The sequence below is a fragment of the Candidatus Poriferisocius sp. genome, from assembly GCF_965208475.1.
Lineage (GTDB): Bacteria > Actinomycetota > Acidimicrobiia > Acidimicrobiales > Bin134 > Poriferisocius.
Map to the genome: position 1 here is coordinate 1,675,207 of NZ_OZ242338.1, position 22,256 is coordinate 1,697,462.

At 67.2% G+C, this 22,256-nt stretch carries 17 protein-coding genes; 3 read left to right on the top strand and 14 right to left on the bottom strand.

Features of this window, described 5'->3' with window-relative positions:
* Positions 1-67 precede the first annotated feature (67 nt).
* Genes ACOGXA_RS07885 through recA form a run of 6 tightly spaced genes read right to left on the bottom strand, consistent with a single transcriptional unit; the run spans position 68 to position 6,771 of the window.
* A complete protein-coding gene (locus ACOGXA_RS07885) occupies positions 68-1,177 on the bottom strand; it encodes an aminotransferase class I/II-fold pyridoxal phosphate-dependent enzyme (RefSeq protein ID WP_419926715.1) in 1,110 nt (369 codons plus the stop codon).
* Entirely contained in the window at positions 1,177-2,529 is a 1,353-nt protein-coding gene (gene hflX, locus ACOGXA_RS07890) for a GTPase HflX (RefSeq protein WP_419926716.1), read from the bottom strand. The genes ACOGXA_RS07885 and hflX overlap by 1 nt, the downstream gene beginning before the upstream one ends.
* Complete coding sequence (gene dapF / locus ACOGXA_RS07895; protein WP_419926717.1) at positions 2,522-3,319, bottom strand: diaminopimelate epimerase; 798 nt, start codon at positions 3,317-3,319, stop codon at positions 2,522-2,524. Before dapF ends, hflX begins: the two co-directional genes overlap by 8 nt.
* Before the next feature lie 53 nt (positions 3,320-3,372).
* Positions 3,373-4,287, bottom strand: a complete 915-nt coding sequence (miaA, locus tag ACOGXA_RS07900) for a tRNA (adenosine(37)-N6)-dimethylallyltransferase MiaA (RefSeq protein ID WP_419926718.1) — start codon at positions 4,285-4,287, stop codon at positions 3,373-3,375.
* A 29-nt stretch (positions 4,288-4,316) separates the two neighbouring features.
* Entirely contained in the window at positions 4,317-5,729 is a 1,413-nt protein-coding gene (gene miaB / locus ACOGXA_RS07905; protein WP_419926719.1) for a tRNA (N6-isopentenyl adenosine(37)-C2)-methylthiotransferase MiaB, read from the bottom strand.
* A 34-nt stretch (positions 5,730-5,763) separates the two neighbouring features.
* On the bottom strand, positions 5,764-6,771 hold the full coding sequence (gene recA, locus ACOGXA_RS07910; RefSeq protein ID WP_419926955.1) for a recombinase RecA: 1,008 nt from the start codon (positions 6,769-6,771) through the stop codon (positions 5,764-5,766).
* 280 nt (positions 6,772-7,051) lie between these two features.
* Between recA and msrB the strand changes: the two genes are divergently transcribed.
* Positions 7,052-7,462, top strand: a complete 411-nt coding sequence (gene msrB / locus ACOGXA_RS07915; protein ID WP_419926720.1) for a peptide-methionine (R)-S-oxide reductase MsrB — start codon at positions 7,052-7,054, stop codon at positions 7,460-7,462.
* Position 7,463: 1 nt separating this feature from the next.
* Entirely contained in the window at positions 7,464-8,240 is a 777-nt protein-coding gene (locus ACOGXA_RS07920) for a glucose 1-dehydrogenase (RefSeq protein WP_419926721.1), read from the top strand.
* Between the two features lie 36 nt (positions 8,241-8,276).
* Here the strand turns inward: ACOGXA_RS07920 and ACOGXA_RS07925 are convergent, their stop codons facing one another.
* The 8 genes from ACOGXA_RS07925 to ACOGXA_RS07960 all read right to left on the bottom strand — a co-directional run bounded on the left by ACOGXA_RS07925 (position 8,277) and on the right by ACOGXA_RS07960 (position 18,411).
* Positions 8,277-9,515, bottom strand: coding sequence for a competence/damage-inducible protein A (locus ACOGXA_RS07925; protein ID WP_419926722.1), 1,239 nt, complete (start codon positions 9,513-9,515; stop codon positions 8,277-8,279).
* Positions 9,516-9,603: 88 nt separating this feature from the next.
* Positions 9,604-10,185: a CDP-alcohol phosphatidyltransferase family protein gene (locus ACOGXA_RS07930; protein ID WP_419926723.1), complete on the bottom strand. Its 582-nt coding sequence runs from the start codon at positions 10,183-10,185 to the stop codon at positions 9,604-9,606.
* Entirely contained in the window at positions 10,182-11,480 is a 1,299-nt protein-coding gene (rimO, locus tag ACOGXA_RS07935) for a 30S ribosomal protein S12 methylthiotransferase RimO (protein ID WP_419926724.1), read from the bottom strand. Before rimO ends, ACOGXA_RS07930 begins: the two co-directional genes overlap by 4 nt.
* On the bottom strand, positions 11,455-12,510 hold the full coding sequence (locus tag ACOGXA_RS07940) for a sodium:calcium antiporter (RefSeq protein WP_419926725.1): 1,056 nt from the start codon (positions 12,508-12,510) through the stop codon (positions 11,455-11,457). The genes rimO and ACOGXA_RS07940 overlap by 26 nt, the downstream gene beginning before the upstream one ends.
* 33 nt (positions 12,511-12,543) lie before the next feature.
* Entirely contained in the window at positions 12,544-14,994 is a 2,451-nt protein-coding gene (locus tag ACOGXA_RS07945) for a DNA translocase FtsK (protein WP_419926726.1), read from the bottom strand.
* A gap of 157 nt (positions 14,995-15,151) precedes the next feature.
* The gene (locus tag ACOGXA_RS07950) at positions 15,152-16,810 is read right to left on the bottom strand and encodes a ribonuclease J (protein ID WP_419926727.1); all 1,659 of its coding nucleotides are present in this window, start codon (positions 16,808-16,810) and stop codon (positions 15,152-15,154) included.
* 53 nt (positions 16,811-16,863) lie between these two features.
* Positions 16,864-17,757 carry a 4-hydroxy-tetrahydrodipicolinate synthase gene (gene dapA / locus ACOGXA_RS07955; RefSeq protein ID WP_419926728.1) on the bottom strand — a complete coding sequence of 298 codons (894 nt, stop codon included), beginning with the start codon at positions 17,755-17,757 and terminating at the stop codon, positions 16,864-16,866.
* Between the two features lie 9 nt (positions 17,758-17,766).
* Positions 17,767-18,411: a transcriptional regulator gene (locus ACOGXA_RS07960; protein WP_419926729.1), complete on the bottom strand. Its 645-nt coding sequence runs from the start codon at positions 18,409-18,411 to the stop codon at positions 17,767-17,769.
* 145 nt (positions 18,412-18,556) lie between these two features.
* On the opposite strand from ACOGXA_RS07960, the gene ACOGXA_RS07965 reads away from it, so the two are divergent.
* Positions 18,557-22,096 carry an RCC1 domain-containing protein gene (locus ACOGXA_RS07965; protein ID WP_419926730.1) on the top strand — a complete coding sequence of 1,180 codons (3,540 nt, stop codon included), beginning with the start codon at positions 18,557-18,559 and terminating at the stop codon, positions 22,094-22,096.
* Positions 22,097-22,256: the final 160 nt, after the last annotated feature.

Genomic DNA, 22,256 nt, shown 5'->3' on the forward strand with positions numbered 1-22,256 from the left:
GTCTCGTTCATCGTCGTCCGGCATCGCCGTTGCCGGCGGTTGCCAATGGCCCCACGGTATCCTCGCATCAGGGCGCCATTCGCTGTTCAAGCAGGTCTAAGCGGGCGTCGGGGGCCACCGCGGCCACCCTGACGTGGCCGGCCCCTGCCGGGCCGTAGAACTCGCCCGGGCTGACCAGCGCCCCCAACTCCTCGGCCACTCGGCGGGCCAGTGTCCACCCATTTCCGTCGGGAGACGCCACCCACAGATACAGTCCGCCGCCGGGCAGGGCCACCTCCGGGTCATAGGCCGAGAAGAGCGCCCGCAGACGGTTGAGGCGAGACGTGTAGACAACCCGCTGGGCATCGACATGGGCGTCGTCGTTGAACGCGGCCACCGCGGCGGCCTGCGCGGGGCCGGGAATCATCATCCCGGCGTGCTTGCGAACCTCGGACAGATAGCCCGCCAACTCGGGATCGCCGGCATAGAACCCCGCCCGGATTCCGGCCATGTTCGACCGCTTCGAGAGGGAGTGAACCGCCATCGCTCCCCGAACACCGTGATGCAGGATGCTGGCGCCGCGGCCGGCGCCCCAGGTGTACTCGATGTAGCACTCATCGCTGAACACCGGCACCCGGTGATCCCTCCCCCATTGGGCGACGGCCGCCAGAGCCTCAAGCCCGCCTGCGGGGTTGCCCGGAGTGTTGACCCATAAGCACAGGGCGCGGGCGGCATCGCTTGAGTCCACCCCATCGAGGTCGAGGCGCCACTGGGCGTCCACCGGCACCGGGATCGCCCGGCAGCCGGCCAGAACGGCCCCCATGGCATATGAGGGATATGAGATGGCGGGGTACAGCACAGTGTCCCGGCTGGGATCCCGCAGCTTCAGGTAATGGGGCAGCGAGGCCACGAACTCCTTGGTGCCCACGCAGCCGGCTATGGCGACCTCAGAGGTGTCGATGTCGAACCGGCGGGCCAGCCAGCCCATCGCCGCCTCCCGGTAGGCGCCAGAGCCCAGCGACGCCGGATAGCCCCGCTCGGCGCCGGAGGCCGACAGCGCCTCAACCACCGCAGAAGGGGGCGAGTCCGACGGCGCCCCCACGGACAGGTCGACACAACCGCCGTCAAAGCCATCGGCCACCGCCCGCAGATCGTCGAGGCGATCGTAGGGATAGGGCGGGGGTACGAATCCGGCCATTACCCCACCGCCCACTCCGACAGCCGGGCAGCCGACACCGGATCCAGTCGGGCCCTGATCCTATACCCGACATCGTCGGTATCGGTGGCCAGCACCTGCCCGGCCCGCCGCACCGCGGCCAGCACCTCGCCCCGGGCGTAGGGCACCAACAACTCGACGACGACCGCGTTGGAGCGCAGCTCGTCGGCCAAAGCTGCCAGCAGTTTGCCGGTTCCCTCGCCGGTGGCCGCCGAGACCATGAAGGCGTCCTTGCCGGCACCGAGGGGCATGTCCTCGGTAGCCGGCAGATCGCACTTGTTGTACACCAGCAACTCGGGAACCGCCCCCGCGCCGATCTCCCTCAGCACCTGGCGCACCGCGGCGATATGGACGTCGGGGTCGGGGCTGGCGGCGTCCACCACATGCACCAGCAGGTCGGCCTCAGCCACCACGTCGAGCGTCGTCTTGAACGCCTCCACTAGCTGGTGGGGCAGCTTCTGGATAAAGCCGACGGTGTCGGTCAACAGCACCCGCTCTCCTCCTGGGAGCTCTAGGCGGCGGGTAGCAGCATCGAGGGTGGCGAACAGCCGGTTCTCCACCAGCACATCCGAGTTGGTGAGCCGGTTGAGCAGCCGGGACTTGCCCGCGTTGGTGTAGCCGACGATGGCCACCGCGCTCTGCGCCGATCTCCGCCGACCCCGGCTCTGCACGCTGCGGTTCTTGGCGATGCCGCGGAGCTGGGCCTCCAGCTTGTGGATGCGGCGCTGGATGCGACGGCGGTCCACCTCAAGCTGGGTCTCGCCCGGTCCCCGGGTGCCGATCCCCCCGGCTTGCTGGCTGAACCCGCCTCCTCGGCGCAAACGGGGCAGCCGGTAGCGGAGCTGGGCCAGCTCCACCTGGGCTTGTCCCTCCTGGCTGCTGGCATTCTGGGCGAAGATGTCCAGGATCACCGCGGTGCGGTCGATGGCTGTGCGGCCGAGGAGCTTCTCCAAGTTGAACTGCTGGGCCGGGCTCAGCTCGTCGTCGAACACCACGGTGTCGGCGTCGAGGTGCTCGCATATGCCGACGAGCTCATCGGCCTTGCCCTTGCCGATATAGGTGGACGGATCAGGAGCGCGGCGGCGCTGGACCACCCTCCCCACCTCGTCGGCCCCCGCAGTGTCGACCAGGTTGGCCAGCTCGTCCAGACCGGCGTCGGTGCAGGCCGCGTCAGCACCGCCAAGGGTCATCCCCACCAACACGATCCGCTCCCGAAAAACCCGCTCGATGAACGTTCCCGACTCCCCGCCATGGGTTCCGAACCCGCCTCTGTGGGTATCGGCTTCGAAGCCGAGGTCGGGGCGTCTCCGGGCGCGGTTGCCGTTGTCAGCCACAGTCAACCGTCGCAATGAAGACCGCAGGACCGACCAATACTGCGGTGTCGCCCAGTTCCACCACCACATCGCCGCCGGGCATGGACACCGCGACCACCGAACCGACCAGCCCCCAGTTGTGGGCCGCCTGAGCGGCAGCACACGCCCCGGTCCCGCACGCCTCGGTCGCTCCCACGCCCCGCTCCCACACCCTCAGGTCGATGCCGCGGCCATCGGCATGCGGGCTGATGAACTCCACGTTGACACCGCCGGCACGGCGCGACAGCTCGGCGCCGTCTAGAGCTGCGTCCACGCCCCGGGCATCGGGCACCTGGATCACCAGATGGGGATTGCCCACATCCGCGGTCGCGCACCGCAGGCCATCGGGATAGCCGATGCTCTCCGGCCCGGGACCGGCACTCACCGGCCCCATGTCCACTCGAGCCTGGATCGCCGCGGGGTCGTGGGCAGGATCCACCTGAACGGTGCGCACACCGGCATCGGTGCCGATCCGCAGTTCCAGCCCCCCCCGGGCACGGCCCCGGCCGCCTTGCAGCACATACGCCTGGGCCAGGCAGCGGATGCCGTTGCCGCTCATCTCGGCCCGGCTCCCGTCGGCGTTGAACAAAACCATGGTGACATCAGTGCCCGAGACAGGATCGCCGGGCAAGCCCAGAATCAGGCCATCGGCGCCCACGCCCCGAGTGCGGTGGCACATCGCCTGGGCCATAGCGGGCGCGTCAGCGGGCAGCGCTTCGGGCAGCGCAACCAGAAAATCGTTCCCCAAGCCGTGATGCTTGGTCAGCTGCATAGGCTCCAGTCTGGCAACTCCCGACCCTCGGTCCGCGCACCCATTTCCAAGAGTCATGTTCGGGCGAGGTGTGGGGAGCATCGGGAAATGACCTGCCCGGCCAACGACTCGGCGTCGGCGTCCAACCAGATGATGCGGGGGTCGCGGCGGAACCACCGCTCCTGGCGCCGGGCGAACCGCCGGGTGCGGGTGACGGCCAGCGCCACCGCCTCGTCCAGAGACATCTGGCCGTTGAGATGGGCCAGCAGCTCCCTGTACCCCAAAGCCTGCGACGCGGTGCGCGAGAGCGGCGGCCGGCGACTGGCCAGCGCCTCTGCCTCGGCCAAGAAGCCGTCGGCCATCTGCTGGCGACAGCGCTGTTCGATCCGGCGGTCGATCTCGGCCCGGGACAGCCGCAGGCCGATCTGGAGGGTGTCGCGAGGCGGGTAGGTGCTCAGCCCCGGCCCATACGACGAGAACGGGCGGCCGCTGCCCACCGTCACCTCCAGAGCCCGAATGATCCGCCGCCGGTTGGTGGGCGCCATGCGGGCCGCGGCCACCGGGTCGAGCTCGCCCAGTCGGCGGTGCAGGGCCTCGGTGTCGGGCTCCTCTTCCAGGACAGCCTCCGTCTCGGGAAAGCGGCCGGGGATCTCTAGGTCGTCGATCACCGCCCGGAGGTAGAGCCCAGTGCCCCCTACCAGCACCGCTGCCCGGCCGCGGTCGGCAATCTCAGACCGAGCTTGGCGGGCCGCTTGTTGGAACATGGTCAAGGAGTAGTCCTGCGACGGATCGGCCACGTCGATGAGGTGGTGGCGCACTTCATCCCGCTCCGCATCGGTGGGCTTGGCGGTGCCGATGTCCATCTCCCGGTACACCTGCATTGAGTCCACCGAGATTATCTCTGCATCGCCCAGCCGACGGGCCACGTCCAGCGCCAGCGCCGACTTGCCGCAAGCGGTGACCCCTACGATGGCCAGTGCCGGCGGCATGCCGCCCTGGTCGGTGCCCGGCGAGCCGCTCAGAGCGCCGCCACCGGGATGCGGATGCGCCAGCGGGCAGGCGCGGTGACCTCGGCCAAGTCTCCTCGCAGATGGTGGGCGCCGGCCGTGGTCACATCCACCGCGGCGAACGTTCCCGGCTTCAGACTCTGCGGGGAGGGGAAGTGGACCAGGCGGTTCTGGCGGGTCCTGCCGGTGAGCATATCGGGGTCTCGTTTGGACGGTCCTTCCACCACCACCTCCTCGCGGCGGCCGATGCGGTTCTGGTTGCCCCGGCGGCTGGAGCGGTCCACGACGGTTCGGAGCCGCTCAAAGCGGTCCTTGACCTCGTCGGGGTCGCAGAACCGGTCGGCCATCTCGGCCGCCTCGGTCCCCGGGCGGGGAGAGAAGACGAAGGTGAACGCCGAGTCGTATTCGGCTTCGGCAGCCACCAGCAGGGTCTGCTCGAAGTCGTCTTCGGTCTCGCCGGGGAAGCCCACGATGATGTCGGTGGACACCGCTAGATCGTCCACCGCGTCGCGAGCCGCCCGCAGCCGCTCCAGGTATCGCTCGGCGGAGTAGCCCCGGTGCATGGCGGCCAGCACCCGGTCGCTGCCCGATTGCAGAGGAAGGTGCAGGTGCTCGCACACCGCGGGAACCTCGGCCATGGCCTCGATGGTCTCAGGGCGCAGGTCTTTGGGATGGGGGCTGGTGAACCGGATTCGCTCAATGCCGTCCACCGCGCCGATGGCCCGCAGCAAGTCGGCGAACAGGGGGCGAAGCGGCACATGCTCGCCGGCCTTGCGGCGCTCACGCTGGAGATCGCGGCCGTAAGAGTTGACGTTCTGGCCCAAAAGGGTGATCTCGGTGACTCCGCCGGCCACCAGATCGGCGGCCTCGGCTACCAGCATCTCCAGCGGTCGGCTGATCTCTGCTCCTCGCACTGAGGGCACGATGCAAAAGGCGCACGCGTTGTCGCAGCCCACCTGGATTGTCATCCACGCGGCGTAGGGGGCTTCGCGGCGCACCGGCAACGCGGAGGGAAAGCTGTCGCGGTCGTCTTCGACCGCTTCTTCCAGGATCTCCACGATCGGGCCGTCGGCCGCGGCGCCGATCAGTTCGGCGGCCCGGTACACGTTGTGGGTGCCGAAGACCACGTCCACGTGGTCGGCCCGCTCCCGAATAAGGCCGCGGTCTTTTTGGGCCAGGCAGCCGGCCACCGCGATCTGCACGTCGGGACGGCCCTGCTTTAGCCTCTTGAGCTGGCCTAGCTGGCCGTACAGCTTGTTGTCGGCGTTCTCACGGATGCAGCAGGTGTTGAGCACGATGACGTCGGCCGATTCCATGGTGTCGGACGACGTCATACCCTCGTCCTCCAGAAGCCCGGCGATGCGCTCGGTGTCGTGCTCGTTCATCTGGCACCCGTAGGTGCGGATGAAATAGCTGCGGCTCACCCCGCCAGGCTACCCGTCGACTGCTGTTGGCCCACTAGCCGGTTTGCGCAGCCGGCGCCTCGATTTCCGCCGCCTCCTCTTCGACCGGAGGTTTGACGGTGTTCCACACCCGGTCGGTGATCTCCACCATGATCTCGGGATGCTCGGCCAAAAACGCCTTGGCCTTCTCCCGGCCCTGGCCGAGGTGCTCGCCCTCGTAGGTGAACCAGGCCCCGGACTTCTCGACGAAGCCCAGATCGACCCCAACGTCGAGCAGCGAGCCTTCCCGGCTGATGCCCTTGGAGTACATGATGTCGAACTCGGCCTGCCGGAACGGCGGTGCCACCTTGTTCTTGACCACCTTCACCCGGGTGCGGTTGCCGATCACATCCACCCCCTGCTTGAGGGATTCGATGCGACGGATGTCGAGGCGGACCGACGAGTAGAACTTCAGCGCCCGGCCGCCCGGCGTGGTCTCGGGCGAACCGAACATCACGCCGATCTTCTCCCGAAGCTGGTTGATGAAGATGCACACCGTCTTGGACCTGTTGAGGTTGGCGGTTAGCTTGCGCAGGGCCTGCGACATAAGGCGGGCCTGGAGGCCCACGTGGGTGTCGCCCATGTCCCCCTCGATCTCGGCCCGGGGGGTGAGGGCGGCCACCGAGTCGATGACGATCACGTCGAGCGCGCTCGACCGGATCAACATGTCGGTGATCTCCAGGGCCTGCTCACCGGTGTCGGGCTGCGAGATGAGCAGCTCATCTACATCCACTCCGATGGCCTTGGCGTACACCGGGTCGAGGGCGTGCTCGGCGTCGACGAACGCGCAGATCCCCCCATTCCGCTGGGCCTCGGCCACCGCATGCAGCGCCAGGGTGGTCTTGCCCGAGGACTCCGGGCCGAAGATCTCCACCACCCGGCCCCGGGGCAGCCCTCCGACGCCCAGCGCCAAGTCGAGGGCGAGCGCCCCGGTGGGGGTGGTCTCGATGGCCATGGTGCCCTTCTCGCCCATCTTCATGACGGCGCCTTGTCCGAATTGCTTCTCGATCTGGCCGAGGGCCATCTCTAGTGCCTTTTCTCGCTCCACATCTCCTCCTTCAGGTTGTGGGTATCGCGGCTGCGAACTTGTGGGGGAATGTCGAGCCACACTCTAAAGACGACCGGTGACAGTTTGACCCCGATGAATGACATAAGCGTAGTTTCGACAAGTCAATTCCACAAGTACCCTGCCGCCCCCAACTGCCTGTTTGCCGCAACAATCCGCAGCCATGCCAAACCGCCGTGGGCAACCCCTGCCGCCCCCACCTGCCTGTTTGCCGCAGGAATCGGATACGGTGAGCGCCATGGCAGAGCAAACCTTCACCGACGAGGAACTGCGTCGGCGGCTGACCGCCGAGCAGTACCACATAACCCAGCAAGCCGGTACCGAGCGGGCCTTCACCGGCGAGTACTGGGACTGCAAAGACGAGGGCATGTACCGCTGCCGGGTGTGCGACGAGCCGCTGTTCTCGTCGGACACCAAGTACGACTCGGGCACCGGCTGGCCGTCGTTCTACGAGGAGATGGCCGGAGGCAAGGTAGACCGCCACACCGACCAGAGCCATGGCATGGTCCGCACCGAGGCGGTGTGCGGAGCGTGCGGCGCCCACCTGGGCCACATCTTTCCCGACGGCCCCCACCCCACCGGCGAGCGCTACTGCATGAACTCGGCCTCGCTGCGGCTCGACCGCGATCTCGTGGGAGAGGAGAGCTGAAATGGGAAGGCTCGATGGAAAGGTGGCCATCATCTCCGGCGGCGCCCGGGGCCAAGGCGAGGCCGAGGTGCGGCTTTTCACCGCCGAGGGGGCCAAGGTGGTGTTCGGCGACGTGCTCCACGACCAGGGTGAGGCGGTAGCCGCCGATGTGGGCCCCGATGCCCACTACCTTCCCTTGGACGTGACCGACCCGAAGGCGTGGCAGGCCGCGGTAGCCGAGACCACCCGTCGCTACGGCCCGCCCAACGTGCTGGTGAACAACGCCGGGGTGCTCCTGTTCGGCGTGTCCATGGTGGACACCACCCTTGAGGACTACATGAGGGTCATCAACATCAACCAGGTGGGCGTCTTCCTGGGCATGAAGTACACCGTCCCGGCCATGATCGAGGGCGGGGCCGGTTCGATCGTGAACATCAGCTCCACCAACGGCATTACCGGCTACGGCGGCACCGTGGCCTACACCGCCTCCAAGTTCGCGGTGCGGGGAATGACCAAGAACGCCGCTTTGGAGCTGGGCAAGCACGGCATCCGGGTCAACTCCATCCACCCCGGCGGGGTGGAGACCCCCATGACCGCCCCCGAGACCCTGGGCGACGCCATCACCGACGAGGCTCGGGATCAGGTCTATGCCATGCTTCCCCTCGGCCGGGCTGCCCAGCCCGTCGAGATCGCCCGCCTGGCCGCCTACTTGGCCTCCGACGACTCCTCCTACAGCACCGGGTCGGAGTTCATCGCCGACGGCGGAATGCTGTCGGGGGTCGTCAACCCCGAGGTCTAGGCCAACCGGCCCGCTCTCACTGCGCCAAGAGGGCGTCTACCGCCCAGCGAGGACCCTCATGCGGAGGTTGTTGAGAATCGAGACGGTGGTGAACTGGCGGGTGCGCTCGCGGTCGAAGGGGAACTTGACCCGGGTGGCCTCGACTTCGCCGTTCACCAGGGTGGCCATCCAGACGGTGCCGGGATCCTCGCCGTCGAGGGGGCCGGGGCCGGCCACGCCGGTGACGGCGATGGCGCAGTCGGCGCCCAGCAGCCCAGCGGCGCCGCGGGCCATGGCGGTCACGGCCGCTTCGCTCACCACCGGACCCTCGGGCACTTCCAGCAAGTCGAACTTCACGTCGCTGGCGTAGGACACCAGCCCGCCCCGGAAAACATCGCTGGCCCCTGGCACGGCGGTGAGCCGGGAACCGATGAGCCCGCCGGTGAGCGACTCGGCCAGCGCCAGCGTCCACCCCCGGCCCCGCAGGGCGTCGAGCACCGCGGACTCCATGGTCTCGTCGTCGACCCCGAACACGATGTCGCCGATGATGCCCCGCACGATCTGCTCCTCGTTGGCCAAGATCTCATCCACATCGGCCTCACTCGCAGCCTTGGCGGTGAGCCGAACCTTGAGTCCCTCCATGCCGGAGGCCAAAAAGGCGATGGTGCATTCGCCGGTCTCGTCGAGCCGCTCGATCTCTTGGTGGAGCTTCTCAGCCAGCCCCGACTCTGAGTTGCCCCAGGTGCGCAGCGTGAGGCTCTTGATCACCGCGGTGATCCCGGCCCGCGCCTTGAGGTCGGGAAGCACGCACTCCCCCACCATCTGCTGCATCTCCCAAGGCACGCCGGGCACGGCATACACCGCCTTGCCGCCGCTCTCGATCTTGAAGCCCGCCGCGGTGCCGGGCATCACGGGCAGCACCTCGGCGCCGTCGGGAATGTCGGCTTGGCGCAGGTTGTTCTCCGGCATTGGCCGCCCTCGGCCCCCGAAGACAGACGAGATGCGCTCCACGATGTCGTCGCGCCGCACCAGATCCACTCCCAGCGCGGCGGCGATCACATCTCGGGTGATGTCGTCTTGGGTGGGGCCCAACCCGCCGCACATGATGGCCGAGTCGCTGCGGTCCAAGGCCTGTTCCAACACCGCCCTCATGCGCTCGAAGTTGTCGCCCACCTTGACCTGGTGGTGCGAATCGATACCGGCCAGCGCTAGCTGCTCGCCGATCCACGACGAGTTGGTGTCCACAATCTGTCCGAGCAAGAGCTCGGTTCCCACCGCGATGACCTCACAATTCACGCCCGGAGGCTATACCCCCGCCAACGGCCGCCTACTGGTTGGTGGCAGCATTATGTGATTCGCCAAAACCGCAAATGCAGGGCGGCCGTTACCGGTTGGAGGCGGCAATAGCCCCGGCCCGTCCGTCGGCCAGGTAGCGCCAGCCGGAATAGACGGTGATGACCACCGCCAGCCAAATGGCCAGCGAAGGTGTCCAGTCGTGCTGCTCAAGCGGTGGCAGGGCGGCCACGGTGAGGGCCCCGCCCTGCACCAGAGTCTTCAGCTTGGCCAAGCGACGGGCCGGCAGCGAGAGACCGTCTCGGGCCCACCGAGTGCGGGCGGCGCTCACCAGCAGCTCCCGCAAGGTGATGACCATCACCGGCACCCAGAACAACCGATCCACAGCCACAAAGCACCAGCAAGCCCCCAAGATCATCACCTTGTCGGCCAGCGGATCCAAAAAGGCTCCCCAACGGCTCACACTGCCCGACGAACGGGCGACCCAGCCGTCGTAGTAGTCGCTGGCCCCCAGCACCCAGCCCACCGTCACCACGGCCCATGATGTGCCCCCGCTGTCGGACGCGGCCAAAATCAGTACAAACAGCAGCGGCGAAAGCACGATGCGCCCCAGCGTGATCAAGTTGGCCGTCAACCGCAGATCGGCCCAGGAATAGGCGCCCACCTGCGTCATGGCGCCACTGCCTCGGCCATCAGGTCGGTGCCCATTGCCCCAGCCACCCGCACGGTGTGGAATTGGCCGACGCTCAAGCGATCGGGCACGGAGATGATCCCGTCGATCTCGGGAGCTTCTCGATAGCTGCGGGCCATGCCGGGGGCGTCCACCAGTACTTCGACCTCGCGGCCGATGAGTTGGTCACGCTTGGCCGCGGTGATCTCGTCCTGGACTTCGGCCAGCTCCCGGCGGCGTTCGGCGGCCAGCTCGGGAGGAACCTCTCCATCCAAGGTGGTGGCGTGGGTGCCCGCCTCCGCGGAATAGGTGAAGAACCCACACCAGTCGAGGCCCACGTCGGCAACGAAATCGAGGAGGGCATCGTGGTCGGCCTCGGTCTCACCGGGATAGCCCACGATGAAATTCGACCGGAAGACCGCCTCGGGCTGGCGCTGGCGGATGCCCGAGATGCGAGCGGCAAAGCGGTCGCCGTCGCCCCAACGGCGCATTCGGGCCAGAAGCGGGCGGGAAACGTGCTGCAACGAAAGGTCGAAGTAGGGCACGCCGGTGGCGCAGATGGCGTCGGTGAGCGAGTCGGTTAGGTCGGACGGATACAGGTACAGCAGGCGCACCCAGTCGACCCGGCGGCAAAGCGACTCCACCAGCGGGATGATCCCCCGCTCTCCCCGGCCCTGGTCGCGCCCGTAGGAGGCCAGATCCTGGGCCACCAGCACCGCTTCACGCACCCCGAGCCCTTCCACCTCGGCCACGATGGCCTCCGCCGTACGGGAGCGCTGCGGCCCCCGGAAGCTGGGGATGGCGCAGTACCCGCAGCGGCGGTCGCATCCTTCGGCGATCTTCACGTAGGCCCACGGCGCGTCGGCCGGCGGCCGGGGCAGATTCAGCAGGTCGAAGGACGGGAGCTCGTCTGTTGGTGGAGAATCAGCCGATGGCTTGGCCCCGATGGCAACCGGCACGCCGAATCCGGCCACCCGGTCGGCCTCCGGCAAGGCATCGGACAATTCGGCGCCGTAGCGCTCGGCCATGCATCCGGTGACCACCAACTCGGCATCGGCCGCCGCCGAGCGCAGCGCCAGCACCGTGTCCACCGACTCTTGGCGGGCCTCCTCGATGAAGGCGCAGGTGTTCACCACCACGAGGTCGGCCTCTTCGGGGGTCGCGGCGGCGGTCATGCCATCGCGAACCAGCAGACCTGCGACCTTTTCGGAATCCACCTGATTCTTGGGACATCCCAGCGTCTCAACCCAAAACCGGCGCACCACGCTCAGACTACGCGGAGTCGAAGCCCAAGCCATCAGCGTCCCAGACTGGCACCACCGCCTCAACCGCGGTCTCGCTAGGTGCGGCAATTCCTGCTTCATCTGGGCTGCCGGAGATCAAGAACGGCATCGACACCAGGTAGACAGCCAGCAAGAACGCCCCCTCCCACCACCGCTGCAAGCCGTCTCCGCCGAACATGAGCAGCCATGCGCTGACGGAGATGCCCACCATGATCCACACCGCCAGCCCCGAGAGGTTTCCGTCCACCAGCGGCCCAGGTCCGACCAGCGCCACCACCGCGCTCACCAGCAGGCTGTTGAACGTGTTGGAGCCCAAGATGTTCCCCACCAAGAGATCGGCCTCCCCTCGGCGGGCAGCCTGCACCCCGGTGATCAGCTCGGGCAGCGATGTGCCGAATGCCACCAGCGACAGCCCGACGAACCCAGAGCCCAGGCCAACCTCGTGGGCGATGTCCACCGCGCCGGTCACCGCCAGCTGAGCACCGACCACCGTGGCCGCCAGCCCCAGCACGGTGCGAACCAGCTCGGAGGGCTGGTTGATCGGCTTATCGGTGGGGAGGACTTCCGCCGCGTCGGCGACATGGGCCGGTCGCCACAAAATGACGGCCATGGCCAGCACAAACGCCGCCAGCAAGACGATGCCCTCCCAGCGTTCCAATCCATCCTGGACCAGCAACCAGAACAGCAGGGCAGCGGCAATCGACACCGTTCCCTCTCGCCACAGGGTGCTGTTGGCCACCCTGATGTGACGTCCCCCGACAGCCAAAACGGCCACCAGCGCGGAGACGCCCAGCACCAGGCTCAGGTTGGCCACGTTGGACCCGACGATATTGCCCACCCCCAAATCCACGTCTCCGTCGGCTGCGGCCAAGCCGGAAACCAGCATCTCGGGTGCGCTGGTGCCGAAGCCGATGACCAGCGCTCCGATCACAATCGGTGAGATGCCCCGGGCAAACGCCAGCCGGGACGCGCCGACAACCAGCTGGTCGGCGCCAACAGCCAGCACGAGGAGGCCCCCCGCCAAAAACACCGCGGCCAATGTCACAAGAAGAGACTACCGACGCTTCAGCGGGATGATTCAGGGAAGCTCATCGGGGGCCATCAGCACCTCTCGGGCCTTGGACCCCTCCGATGGGCCCACCACGCCCCGCTGCTCCAGCAGGTCCATCAGCCGACCGGCTCGGGCGAACCCCACCCGGAGCTTGCGCTGGAGCATCGACGTGGAGCCCAGCTGGCTCGCCACCACCAGCCTCATCGCTTGAGCCAAGAGCTCGTCATCGTCATCGCCACCGCCGCCAGAAGCGGTTGACGGCGCCGGCGCCAAGGGATCGTCGTCGCCGTCTCCCCCGTCGGAGGTAATCGGCGCGGGTGTGCTGTTGTGCCCCATGGCTGCGGCCTGGCGCCTCCAGAAGGCCACCACGCCGCGGACCTCGGCCTCGGTCACCCAGGCGCCCTGGATGCGCTGGGCTGAGGTGGAGGTGGGGCTGAGCAGCAGCATGTCGCCCTGGCCCACCAGGCGCTCAGCACCTTGTTGGTCGAGGATCACCCGGCTGTCGGTCTGGCTGGACACCGCGAAGGCCAGCCGGGCCGGGATGTTGGCCTTGATCACGCCGGTGATCACGTTGATGGACGGCCGTTGGGTGGCGATAACCAGGTGGATGCCCACTGCCCGGGCTTTCTGGGCAATTCGGCAGATGGAATCCTCAACGTCGCGGGGGGCCACCATCATCAGATCGGACAGCTCGTCCACCACCACCAAGATGAGCGGCATCCGCTCTTTGGGCTCGGATTCGTCGATTCCCAATCGGCGGTCGTTCTCGAAGACGCCCCGGTCGCAGGCATCGTTGTAGCCGTCTATGTCGCGGACACCCACCGAGGCCAGGATCTCGTAGCGGCGGTCCATCTCCCGACACGCCCAGGCCAGGGCGTTGGCCGCTTTTTTGGGGTCGGTCACCGGCTGGGTGAGCAGGTGGGGCACATGCTCGTATTGGGTCATCTCCACCATTTTCGGGTCGACCAATATCATGCGGACCTGGTCGGGGGTGGAGCGCATTAGCACCGAGGTGATCATGGAGTTGATGCAAGAGGACTTACCCGCCCCGGTGGCGCCGGCGATCAGGATGTGGGGCATCCGAGAAAGGTCCATCATCACCGGCTTGGCATTGATGTCCCTCCCGATGGCCACCTCTAGGGGATGGGTGGACTTGCCGGCTTCGTCCGATCCCAGAATGCCGCCCAGCGACACCACCTGGCGGTCGCGGTTGGGCACCTCCACGCCGATGGCCTGCCGACCGGGGATCGGCGCCAGGATGCGGACGTCGGGCGAGGCCATGGCGTAGGCGATGTCCTTGCTCAAGCTGGTGACCCGGCTCACCTTGACCCCCGGGGCCAGCTCCAGTTCGTAGCGGGTCACGGTGGGGCCCACCACCATTCCCACCAGTTTGGTTCCCACGTCGTGGTCGGCCAAGGCCCTCTCCAACGCGGTGCCCATCTGGGCAGCCTGCTGCTGGTCGATCTGCTGGGGGCCGGTCCCGGCCAAGAGATCGAGGGAAGGGAGCTTCCACTTCGATGACCGGGGCGCCTTGTCGCCAACGATGGTCGGCGCTTGCCACTCGGAATCGGAGGCAGGCAAAGTGGGCGTCGGCTCAGGGGCCGGCTCGGGTGCCGGCGGCGAGAACGCAGCATCGGGCGCCGGCTCGGGCTCGGGGAGCGAGGCGGGGGCAGCCACTTCCTCAACGGGGGGCGGCTCGGACTCCCCGGGGCCGGCAATTGCATCGCCAGACGCCGCCGGCGCTGGGCCTCTGGTCGAGAAGGAGCAGATGATCCGGCCCAGGCCGGCCTTGAGCTTGGCGCCGTCTATCCGGCGGGCCCAGGTCCGCAACGACACCCGGGTGAGCACCACCGCGCCCAGCAATCCCAGTGCGCCCATCACCAGGCCTGCTCCCCACTCGCCCATCGCGGCGGCCAAAGTGCCCCCGGCGGCCAAGCCCAGCGCCCCGCCCGCGCCCGCCAAGTCGTCGAAGTCGGCGATGCCGGGGCGCCCCAGGGTGATGTGCAGGAGGCTGGTGGTGGAAAAAAGCATCAGGGCAGTGCCGATACCCAGTCGCACGGCCAGCACGAGCTCGGACCGGGCAGAATTGCCGCCGGCGTCGACGATCGGGCTGTCGTGGGCGTCTTCGGCGGCGGCATCGCCGGGCCGGGGGCCCCGCAGCAGCATTACGCCGATCCCCACCAGCGCTATAGGGGCCACCACTCGCACCGAGCCGATCAGCGCGCTGGCCGCAATTCGCAGCCCCTCGCCGAATGGGCCGGCCACATCCGCCCAGATGCCGCAAGCGGCCAGCAACCCGGCGAGGACGAATCCCACCGCGGTTATATCGCCGCGATGGCTGGCCCAGACCGCGGCCGACGCCTGCCTCAACCTGCCGTCAGGCTTGGACTCCGTCTTCTTGCGAGCAGCGGTCTTGGCTTTGGCGCCAGTCTTCGCGCCGGCCTTGGGAGAGGGTTTGCGAGCGGTTCGAGCAGCCACAACAACCACAAACGTACCACTGACAACACCAGCAACCAATGGTTTGCATTTGAACCATGCGCTGATTGGGGCCGGCGCGCTCAGAACGCCGCGCTGACCGCCAACCCCATCCATCGGGATAGCGGCTTGAACCGTGCGCTGATTGGGGCCGGCGCGCTCAGAGCTCGATCACGACGGGAACGATCACCGGGCGGCGGCCGGTGTTGTGGTTGACGAACTGGCCCGCCGCCCGCCGCACCACCCGCTCCAAGCCGTCGGCCTCTCCCGAGGCCAGGTGCTTGGCCACCGCAACCGCCACTTCGTCGGCGCCGGCTTGCTCCAGATCCGAGACGCGGTCGGCCCCGACCCAACCCTTGCTCTCGAAGGCGGGGCGAGCCAGCAATCGACCCTCGGCGCGGCTCACCACCACCACCACGTTGACCACTCCCTGGCCTCCAAGGATGAATCGCTCGCCAAACAGCTCCCGGCCGCTCTCGATCAGCCTCCCGCTCACGTAGTAGTAGTCCCCCGAGGTGACCTGCCCCCGGTTGGCCAGGCCGCGGTCGCTCAACTCCACCTGCTCGCCGTCGCGGGCCAGAATCACCCGATCTGAGGGCATGCCCATCTCGGTAGCCAGCGCGGCGTGGGCCGCGAGGTGGCGGCTCTCGCCGTGGACCGGCACGAAGTACTCGGGGTCGGCCACGGTGTGCAAGGTGCGCAGCTCGTCTTGTTTGCCGTGGCCGCTGGTGTGGACTTCCAGCTGGCCGCTGTGCACCACATCAGCCCCCCGGCGCACCAGATTGTTGATCATGCGGGCGACCCGGGCCTCGTTGCCGGGAATCGGGCTGGAGCTCAAAACCACAGTGTCGTTGGCGCCGATGTCGATCCAGCGGCTGTCGCCGGTGGCGGCCATGGCCAGGGCCGAGCGGGTCTCTCCCTGCGACCCGGTGGCCACCACGCAAACCTGCCCGGGCGGATAGCGCTCGGCTTCAGACACGTCGATCACCGCGTGGTCGGGCAGCCGGAGCAGGCCCAACTCCCGGGCCAGGGCGAAGTTGCGCTTCATGGAGAGTCCCAGCGTGGCCACCTTGCGCCCCGATCCCACTGCCCCGTCCGCCACCTGCTGGACCCGGTGAATGTGGCTGGCGAACGCGGCCACTATCAGCCGCTGATCGGGATGGGCGGCGAACACCCCTCGCAGCACCTCTCCCACCTCTGACTCTGAGCGGGAACTGCCGGGTATCTCCGAGTTGGTGGAATCGCACAGCAGGAGCCGCACCCCCTCGTCGTGGGCGATGGCCCCGATGCGGGCGAGGTCGGTTCGTCGGCCGTCAACCGGGTTGAGGTCGAGCTTGAAGTCGCTGGAATGCAGGATCACCCCCTGAGGGGTTCGGATGGCCGAGATCAGCCCGGAGGGAACCGAGTGGGTGACGGGTATGAACTCGCAGTCGAACGACCCGATCGGCACGCGGTGGTGATCGCCGATGGGGATGAGGGTGGTGCGGTCGACAACCCCCCGCTCCTCGAGCCGGTGGCGGATCAATCCCAGGGTGAACGGCGAGGCGTAAATCGGGAACGACAGCCAGTCCAGCGCGTGGGACAGCGCTCCGATGTGGTCCTCATGGCCGTGGGTGCAGATGCAGCCCACGATGCGATCGGCCCGGTCGCGCAGATACTCCAAGTCGGGCAGCACGAAATCGGCGCCGGGCATGTCCTCGTCGGGAAACAGCACTCCGCAATCCAAAAGGAGCACCTCCCCGCCGCACTCGATGACCGCGCAGTTCCTCCCGATGTCGCCCAACCCCCCCAAGAAGGTGATCTTCACTGACTCGGCCACTGGCTCAGATCCTGCTCATCGCCGCCGGAGACCCGCAGGCGATCCGGAACGGCTCAAACATGGGCCCCCAGTCGGGTGCCGGCCAGAACGCTCGCCGCGGCCTCGGCCAAGCCGTCGGGCTCGACGTCCAGCGGCGGGCGGCACCGGCCAACCGACAGCCCGATGAGCCTCATCATGGCCTTGGCCGGAATGGGATTGGGGGCGACCGGCCCCGTCTCGTAGTCATACGACGGGATCAGGCCGGCGTTGATCCGGCGGGCAGCCGCGACGTCGCCGCTCTCAAAGGCCGCGATCATCTCCGTGTGCTCGGCACCGCTCCAGTGCGCGGCCACGCTGATGAACCCCACGGCGCCTACCGCCAGCAACGCCAGGTTGAGGCTGTCGTCGCCGCTGTACACCTCGAAGCCGTCGGGGGCCATGGCAATGAACTTGGCCGTCTCTGCCGGATCGCCTGCCGCGTCTTTGAGGCCGACGATGTTGTCCACTCCATGGGCCAGTTCCAGCAGGGTAGCGGTGTCCACCTTGCGCCCGGTGCGGACGGGTATGTCGTAGATGACAACCGGAAGGCTGGTGGCCGCGGCCACCGACCGGAAGTGTCGGGCCAGACCGGCTTGAGAGGGCCGGTTGTAGTACGGCGCCACCAGCAGGACGCCGTCGGCCCCGGCCCCGGTGGCCCGTTCGGTGAGCTCGACTGCGGCGGCGGTGTCGTTGCTGCCCGTCCCCGCCACCACCGGGATGTCCACCGCCGCGGCGACTGCGCCGATGAGCTCGATCTGCTCGTCGTGGGTGAGGGTCGGCGCCTCGCCGGTGGTGCCTGCCACCACGAGGCCGTCGTTTCCATTGTCCGCCAGCCACCGGGCCATCTGGGCGGCCGCGTCCAGGTCAAGCGAGCCGTCGTCGCGAAATGGCGTGACCATGGCGGTCAACACCTTGCCGAATCGAGCCATGATCCCTCCTTAGACCTCGGCGGCCTGCTCGGCTGCCCGGTCGATTCCCAAGGTAGCCAGGAGATCTTCGTGCAGCTCGAACCACACCTCATGGTAGGAATCCAAAGACGGCTTCGTGAACCAGTCGGTGTCGCCGCCCAACACCCGATCCAAGGCGCTCTGGAGCCGCCCTCCGTAGTGGCCGAAGCGGTCCAAGGCCTCGGACAACTGGGCGATGACGGGCTGGACGCGCCGGTTGACATCGGCCAGGCGGCTGATGACCCCGTTGTCGTAGTCCGGGTCGGTATGGTCGTTCAGCGTCTGGTCGCTCCGTACCTGGAAGTCGGTGCAAGCCGCCTTCAACTCGGGGTCCAACACCAGAAACGACCGGTACAACCCATGGATCTGGGCCCGCGCTCCGGAAGCGTCCACCTCGGCGGCCACCAGCCTCTCGCCCTCTGCCCGGCCGGCGCCCAAAAGCATCCACCCCTTGGCCCGCTGGCCATCCCGATAGCGCACCCATTCATGCTCGGCCAGTTCGGCCAGCACCGCACCAGCCTGCTCAGTGCCCACCCCTGCGGCCTGGGCAACTGCCTCCTCGTCGGCCATTCCCTTGGTCCGCAGAGCATGGAGCGTCCGCATCACCAGATCAGATGCCCCCGGCAAACGGCTCACTTTCTCACCCTACCCCAGCCCCCAGCGCCCTTCCCGCCCTCATATTCGACCTGCAAACCGTTCTGGCCCCCAGCAGACAGCAATCCGGTGAGGCGGCAAGCTAGCGTTCCCCTGCTACCCAAGAGGCAGAAGTCAAAGGGCAGGGATGACCAAGTATGCGAAGCCGCTGATCGCTGTCGTGGCTGCCGGCGTTTTGGCGATGGCCCTCGCGGGGCTGATGGCGTTGGCCGGAGTGGCCGTTCTGTCCGCTGGTCCAGCATCCGCTAGCCCGGCGTCCGACAGATGCTCTGCGGTCCATGAGTTCGGCGCCTCCCCGGTGCCGGTGGCCAAGACCGCTGACGGCGCCGCGGTGCTGGCCCATGTCGAGTGGGGCTACGACCCGTCCATAGGCTGCTATCTGTTCCTCGACCAGACCGCCGTCACCATTCTCCGAGCCGATGCCGTTGCCTTCACCCTCCCGACCGGGCCTGTCGATCCCGTATCCCAGCGGTGCTCGGAGGTCCACCAGTTCGGGGCAACCCCGGTCCCGGTGGCAAAAACTGCCGATGGAGCTGGGGTGCTGGCCTACATCAGATGGCTGCCCAACGACACCGGGGCGTGCTACCTGGTGCTCAACAACCAGGCCACTACCGTGCTGCGAGCCGACGCGGCAGAGCGCACCTCTGAGCCCGAGCTTGAGATCCAGCCGATCCCCCTGGCGGCCGGCACCTGGCACTCGTGCGCCATCCGGGCCGCCGGCGCCGTCGAATGCTGGGGCCACAACTGGGCCGGACAGCTCAACGCCCCCGACGGCCAATTCACCGCCATCGCCGCCGGCAGCGCCCACACCTGCGGCCTGAAAACCGACGGCGCCGTCAAATGCTGGGGAAGCAACACCAGCGGGACGAGCGCTTTCCGCGGCCAAGCCGATGCCCCCGACGGCCAATTCACCGCCATCGCCGCCGGCGCCTGGCACTCGTGCGCCATCCGGGCCGCAGGCGCCGTCGAATGCTGGGGCCACAACGACCACAGCCAAACCGATGCTCCCGATGGCCAATTCACCGCCATCGCCGCCGGATGGGCCCACACCTGCGGGCGCCAAACCGACGACACCATCAAATGCTGGGGCCACAACTGGGCCGGACAGCTCAACGCCCCCGACGGCCAATTCACCGCCATCGCCGCCGGATGGGCCCACACCTGCGGGCGCCAAACCGACGACACCATCAAATGCTGGGGCCACAACGACGACGGGCAGGCGAACGCGCCCGACGGCCAATTCACCGCCATCGCCGCCGGATGGGCCCACACCTGCGGGCGCCAAACCGACGACACCATCAAATGCTGGGGCCACAACAACGACGGGCAGGCGAACGCGCCCGACGGCCAATTCACCGCCATCGCCGCCGGTGGCTACCACACCTGCGGACTCCGCCAAGACGGCGCCGCCCAATGCTGGGGCAACAACTTCTACGGCCAGATGGATGCGCCGGCGAGGCTTCAGGACCACTACAGCCCAATAGCCGTCGGGGCCGAGCACTCATGCCGTTTGCAGAAAGACGGCGCCGCCCAATGCTGGGGCTCCGACCGCTACGGACAGTCAACCACCCCCAACGGCCAGTTCACCGCCATCGCCGCCGGCAGCCGCCACACCTGCGGACTCCGCCAGAACGGCGCCGCCCAATGCTGGGGCAACAACAACGACAGCCAAACCGATGCCCTCAACGGCCGATTCACCGCCATCGCCGCCGGCGCCCGCCACACCTGCGGCATCCGAGACGACAACACCGCCCAATGCTGGGGCTCTAACCGCTACGGACAGTCAACCACCCCCAACGGCCGATTCACCGCCATCGCCGCCGGCGCCCAGCACACCTGCGGCATCCGAGACGACAACACCGCCCAATGCTGGGGCTCTAACCGCTACGGACAGTCAACCACCCCCAACGGCCGATTCACCGCCATCGCCGCCGGCGCCCAGCACACCTGCGGCATTCGAGACGACAACACCGCCCAATGCTGGGGCTCTAACCGCTACGGACAGTCAACCACCCCCAACGGCCAGTTCGCCGCTGTTTCCGCCGGCAGCTGGCACACCTGCGGCATCCGAGACGACAACACCGCCCAATGCTGGGGCAACAACAACGACGGCCAAACTGACACCCCCGACGGCCGATTCACCGCCATCGCCTCCGGCGCCCGCCACACCTGCGGCATCCGAGACGACAACACCGCCCAATGCTGGGGCGCGTCCATGCCCCCGCCCGCACCCGAGCCCAATGCCCAGCACAGCCCCGTTTCTGCCGGACAGACCCATTCATGCGGCCTGCGGGCCGACCAGACCGTTCTGTGCTGGGGGTCTGACTTCTACGGCCAGCTACAAGTTCCCGACGGCCCGATCCTGGCCGTGTCCACCGGCGGCCACCACTCCTGCGGCCTCCGAGGCGGTGGCGCGATCGTATGCTGGGGCAACGACAACGACGGTCAGTCGACCGCACCCGAGGGCCAGTTCACCGCGGTCACCGCCGGTACCTGGCATTCGTGCGGCCTCCTTGAAAGCGGCACCGTCGAGTGCTGGGGCAGAGACGACGATGGGCAGGCCGACACGCCCGGCGGGAAATTCACCTCGGTGTCGGCGGGCTGGGCCCATTCGTGCGGCATCCGGGAAAACGGCGCCCTCGAATGCTGGGGCAACAACTGGGCTGGACAGCTCAACACCCCCGAGGGCCAATTCACCTCGGTGTCCGCGGGCTGGGCCCATTCGTGCGGCATCCGGGAAAACGGCGCCCTCGAATGCTGGGGTGACAGGCGCGGAGAAAGGCTGGCCGCGCCGACAGGACCGTTCATCGCCGTCTCGGCGGGAGAGCTGCATTCGTGCGGACTTCGGGAAAACGGCGCCGTCGAGTGCTGGGGCAACAACGACGACAGCCAATCCAACGCCCCCGGCGGTCGATTCACGGCTGTTTCTGCCGGAACCTGGCACTCTTGCGGGTTGAGGGCCGACGAAACTGTGGAGTGCTGGGGAAGGTACGTGCGACCGGTCACCGGGGACATCGATGTGCATGTACACTATTGCGCTTCGGAAAATGCAGACTACACAGAAGAAGATCTGCTCTATGAAATCGATAGGCTCAATCGGGTGGTGGGCTCATTTTACGCAGAACAATCATCCAGCCTGGTAGATGTTAACTTCATGTTGGGTGATATCGTCTCTCCAGACATCGACTGGGACAATTCACTCATAGGAGACTGGTATACCGACAGCTACAACCCATGTTGGCTTGAGGTTCAGAAGTCAAATAACCCGAATAACTTGATTTTAGTAGATATATCTCCTGGCAACGGAGCTTCTGGCTATGCACCGATAGTTGGCGATTGGGCAGTTTCAGCTACTGTCGAAAAGCATTTTACCTCCATCCCTGGATGCACGTTTGAGCCTTTATCCGAACGCGTGCGTGAACAAACAAGAGACAAGAGTTGTCGCACTTTGGCTTATTCTCAATACTTCACTGTTATTGCCCACGAATTGGGACACTCTCTATTCGGCTTCGGACACCCCCGCGACTGTTCGCTCATGGACAATATCCGCATGCCAACATGCGATAACGAGCAAACCATCGAAACCAGTGGCATAGGATGCACAAACCGCCAACAACTCGGCTGGCCAGAACCCGACCAATGCTCCACAGCTCAGCCCACCGCGTAAGGATTCGCTTATGTGGGCTCCACCGATGGAGTCCGCCGTTCTTCTTGGCACCCACTCGCAGGTGCAGAGGCGTATCAGATATTGCCCTCTCAGAATTAATCATTGTTTGGCGCTGATATCCCGGCAGTAGCTCGCAACCACCACACTGGCATCGGAGGCT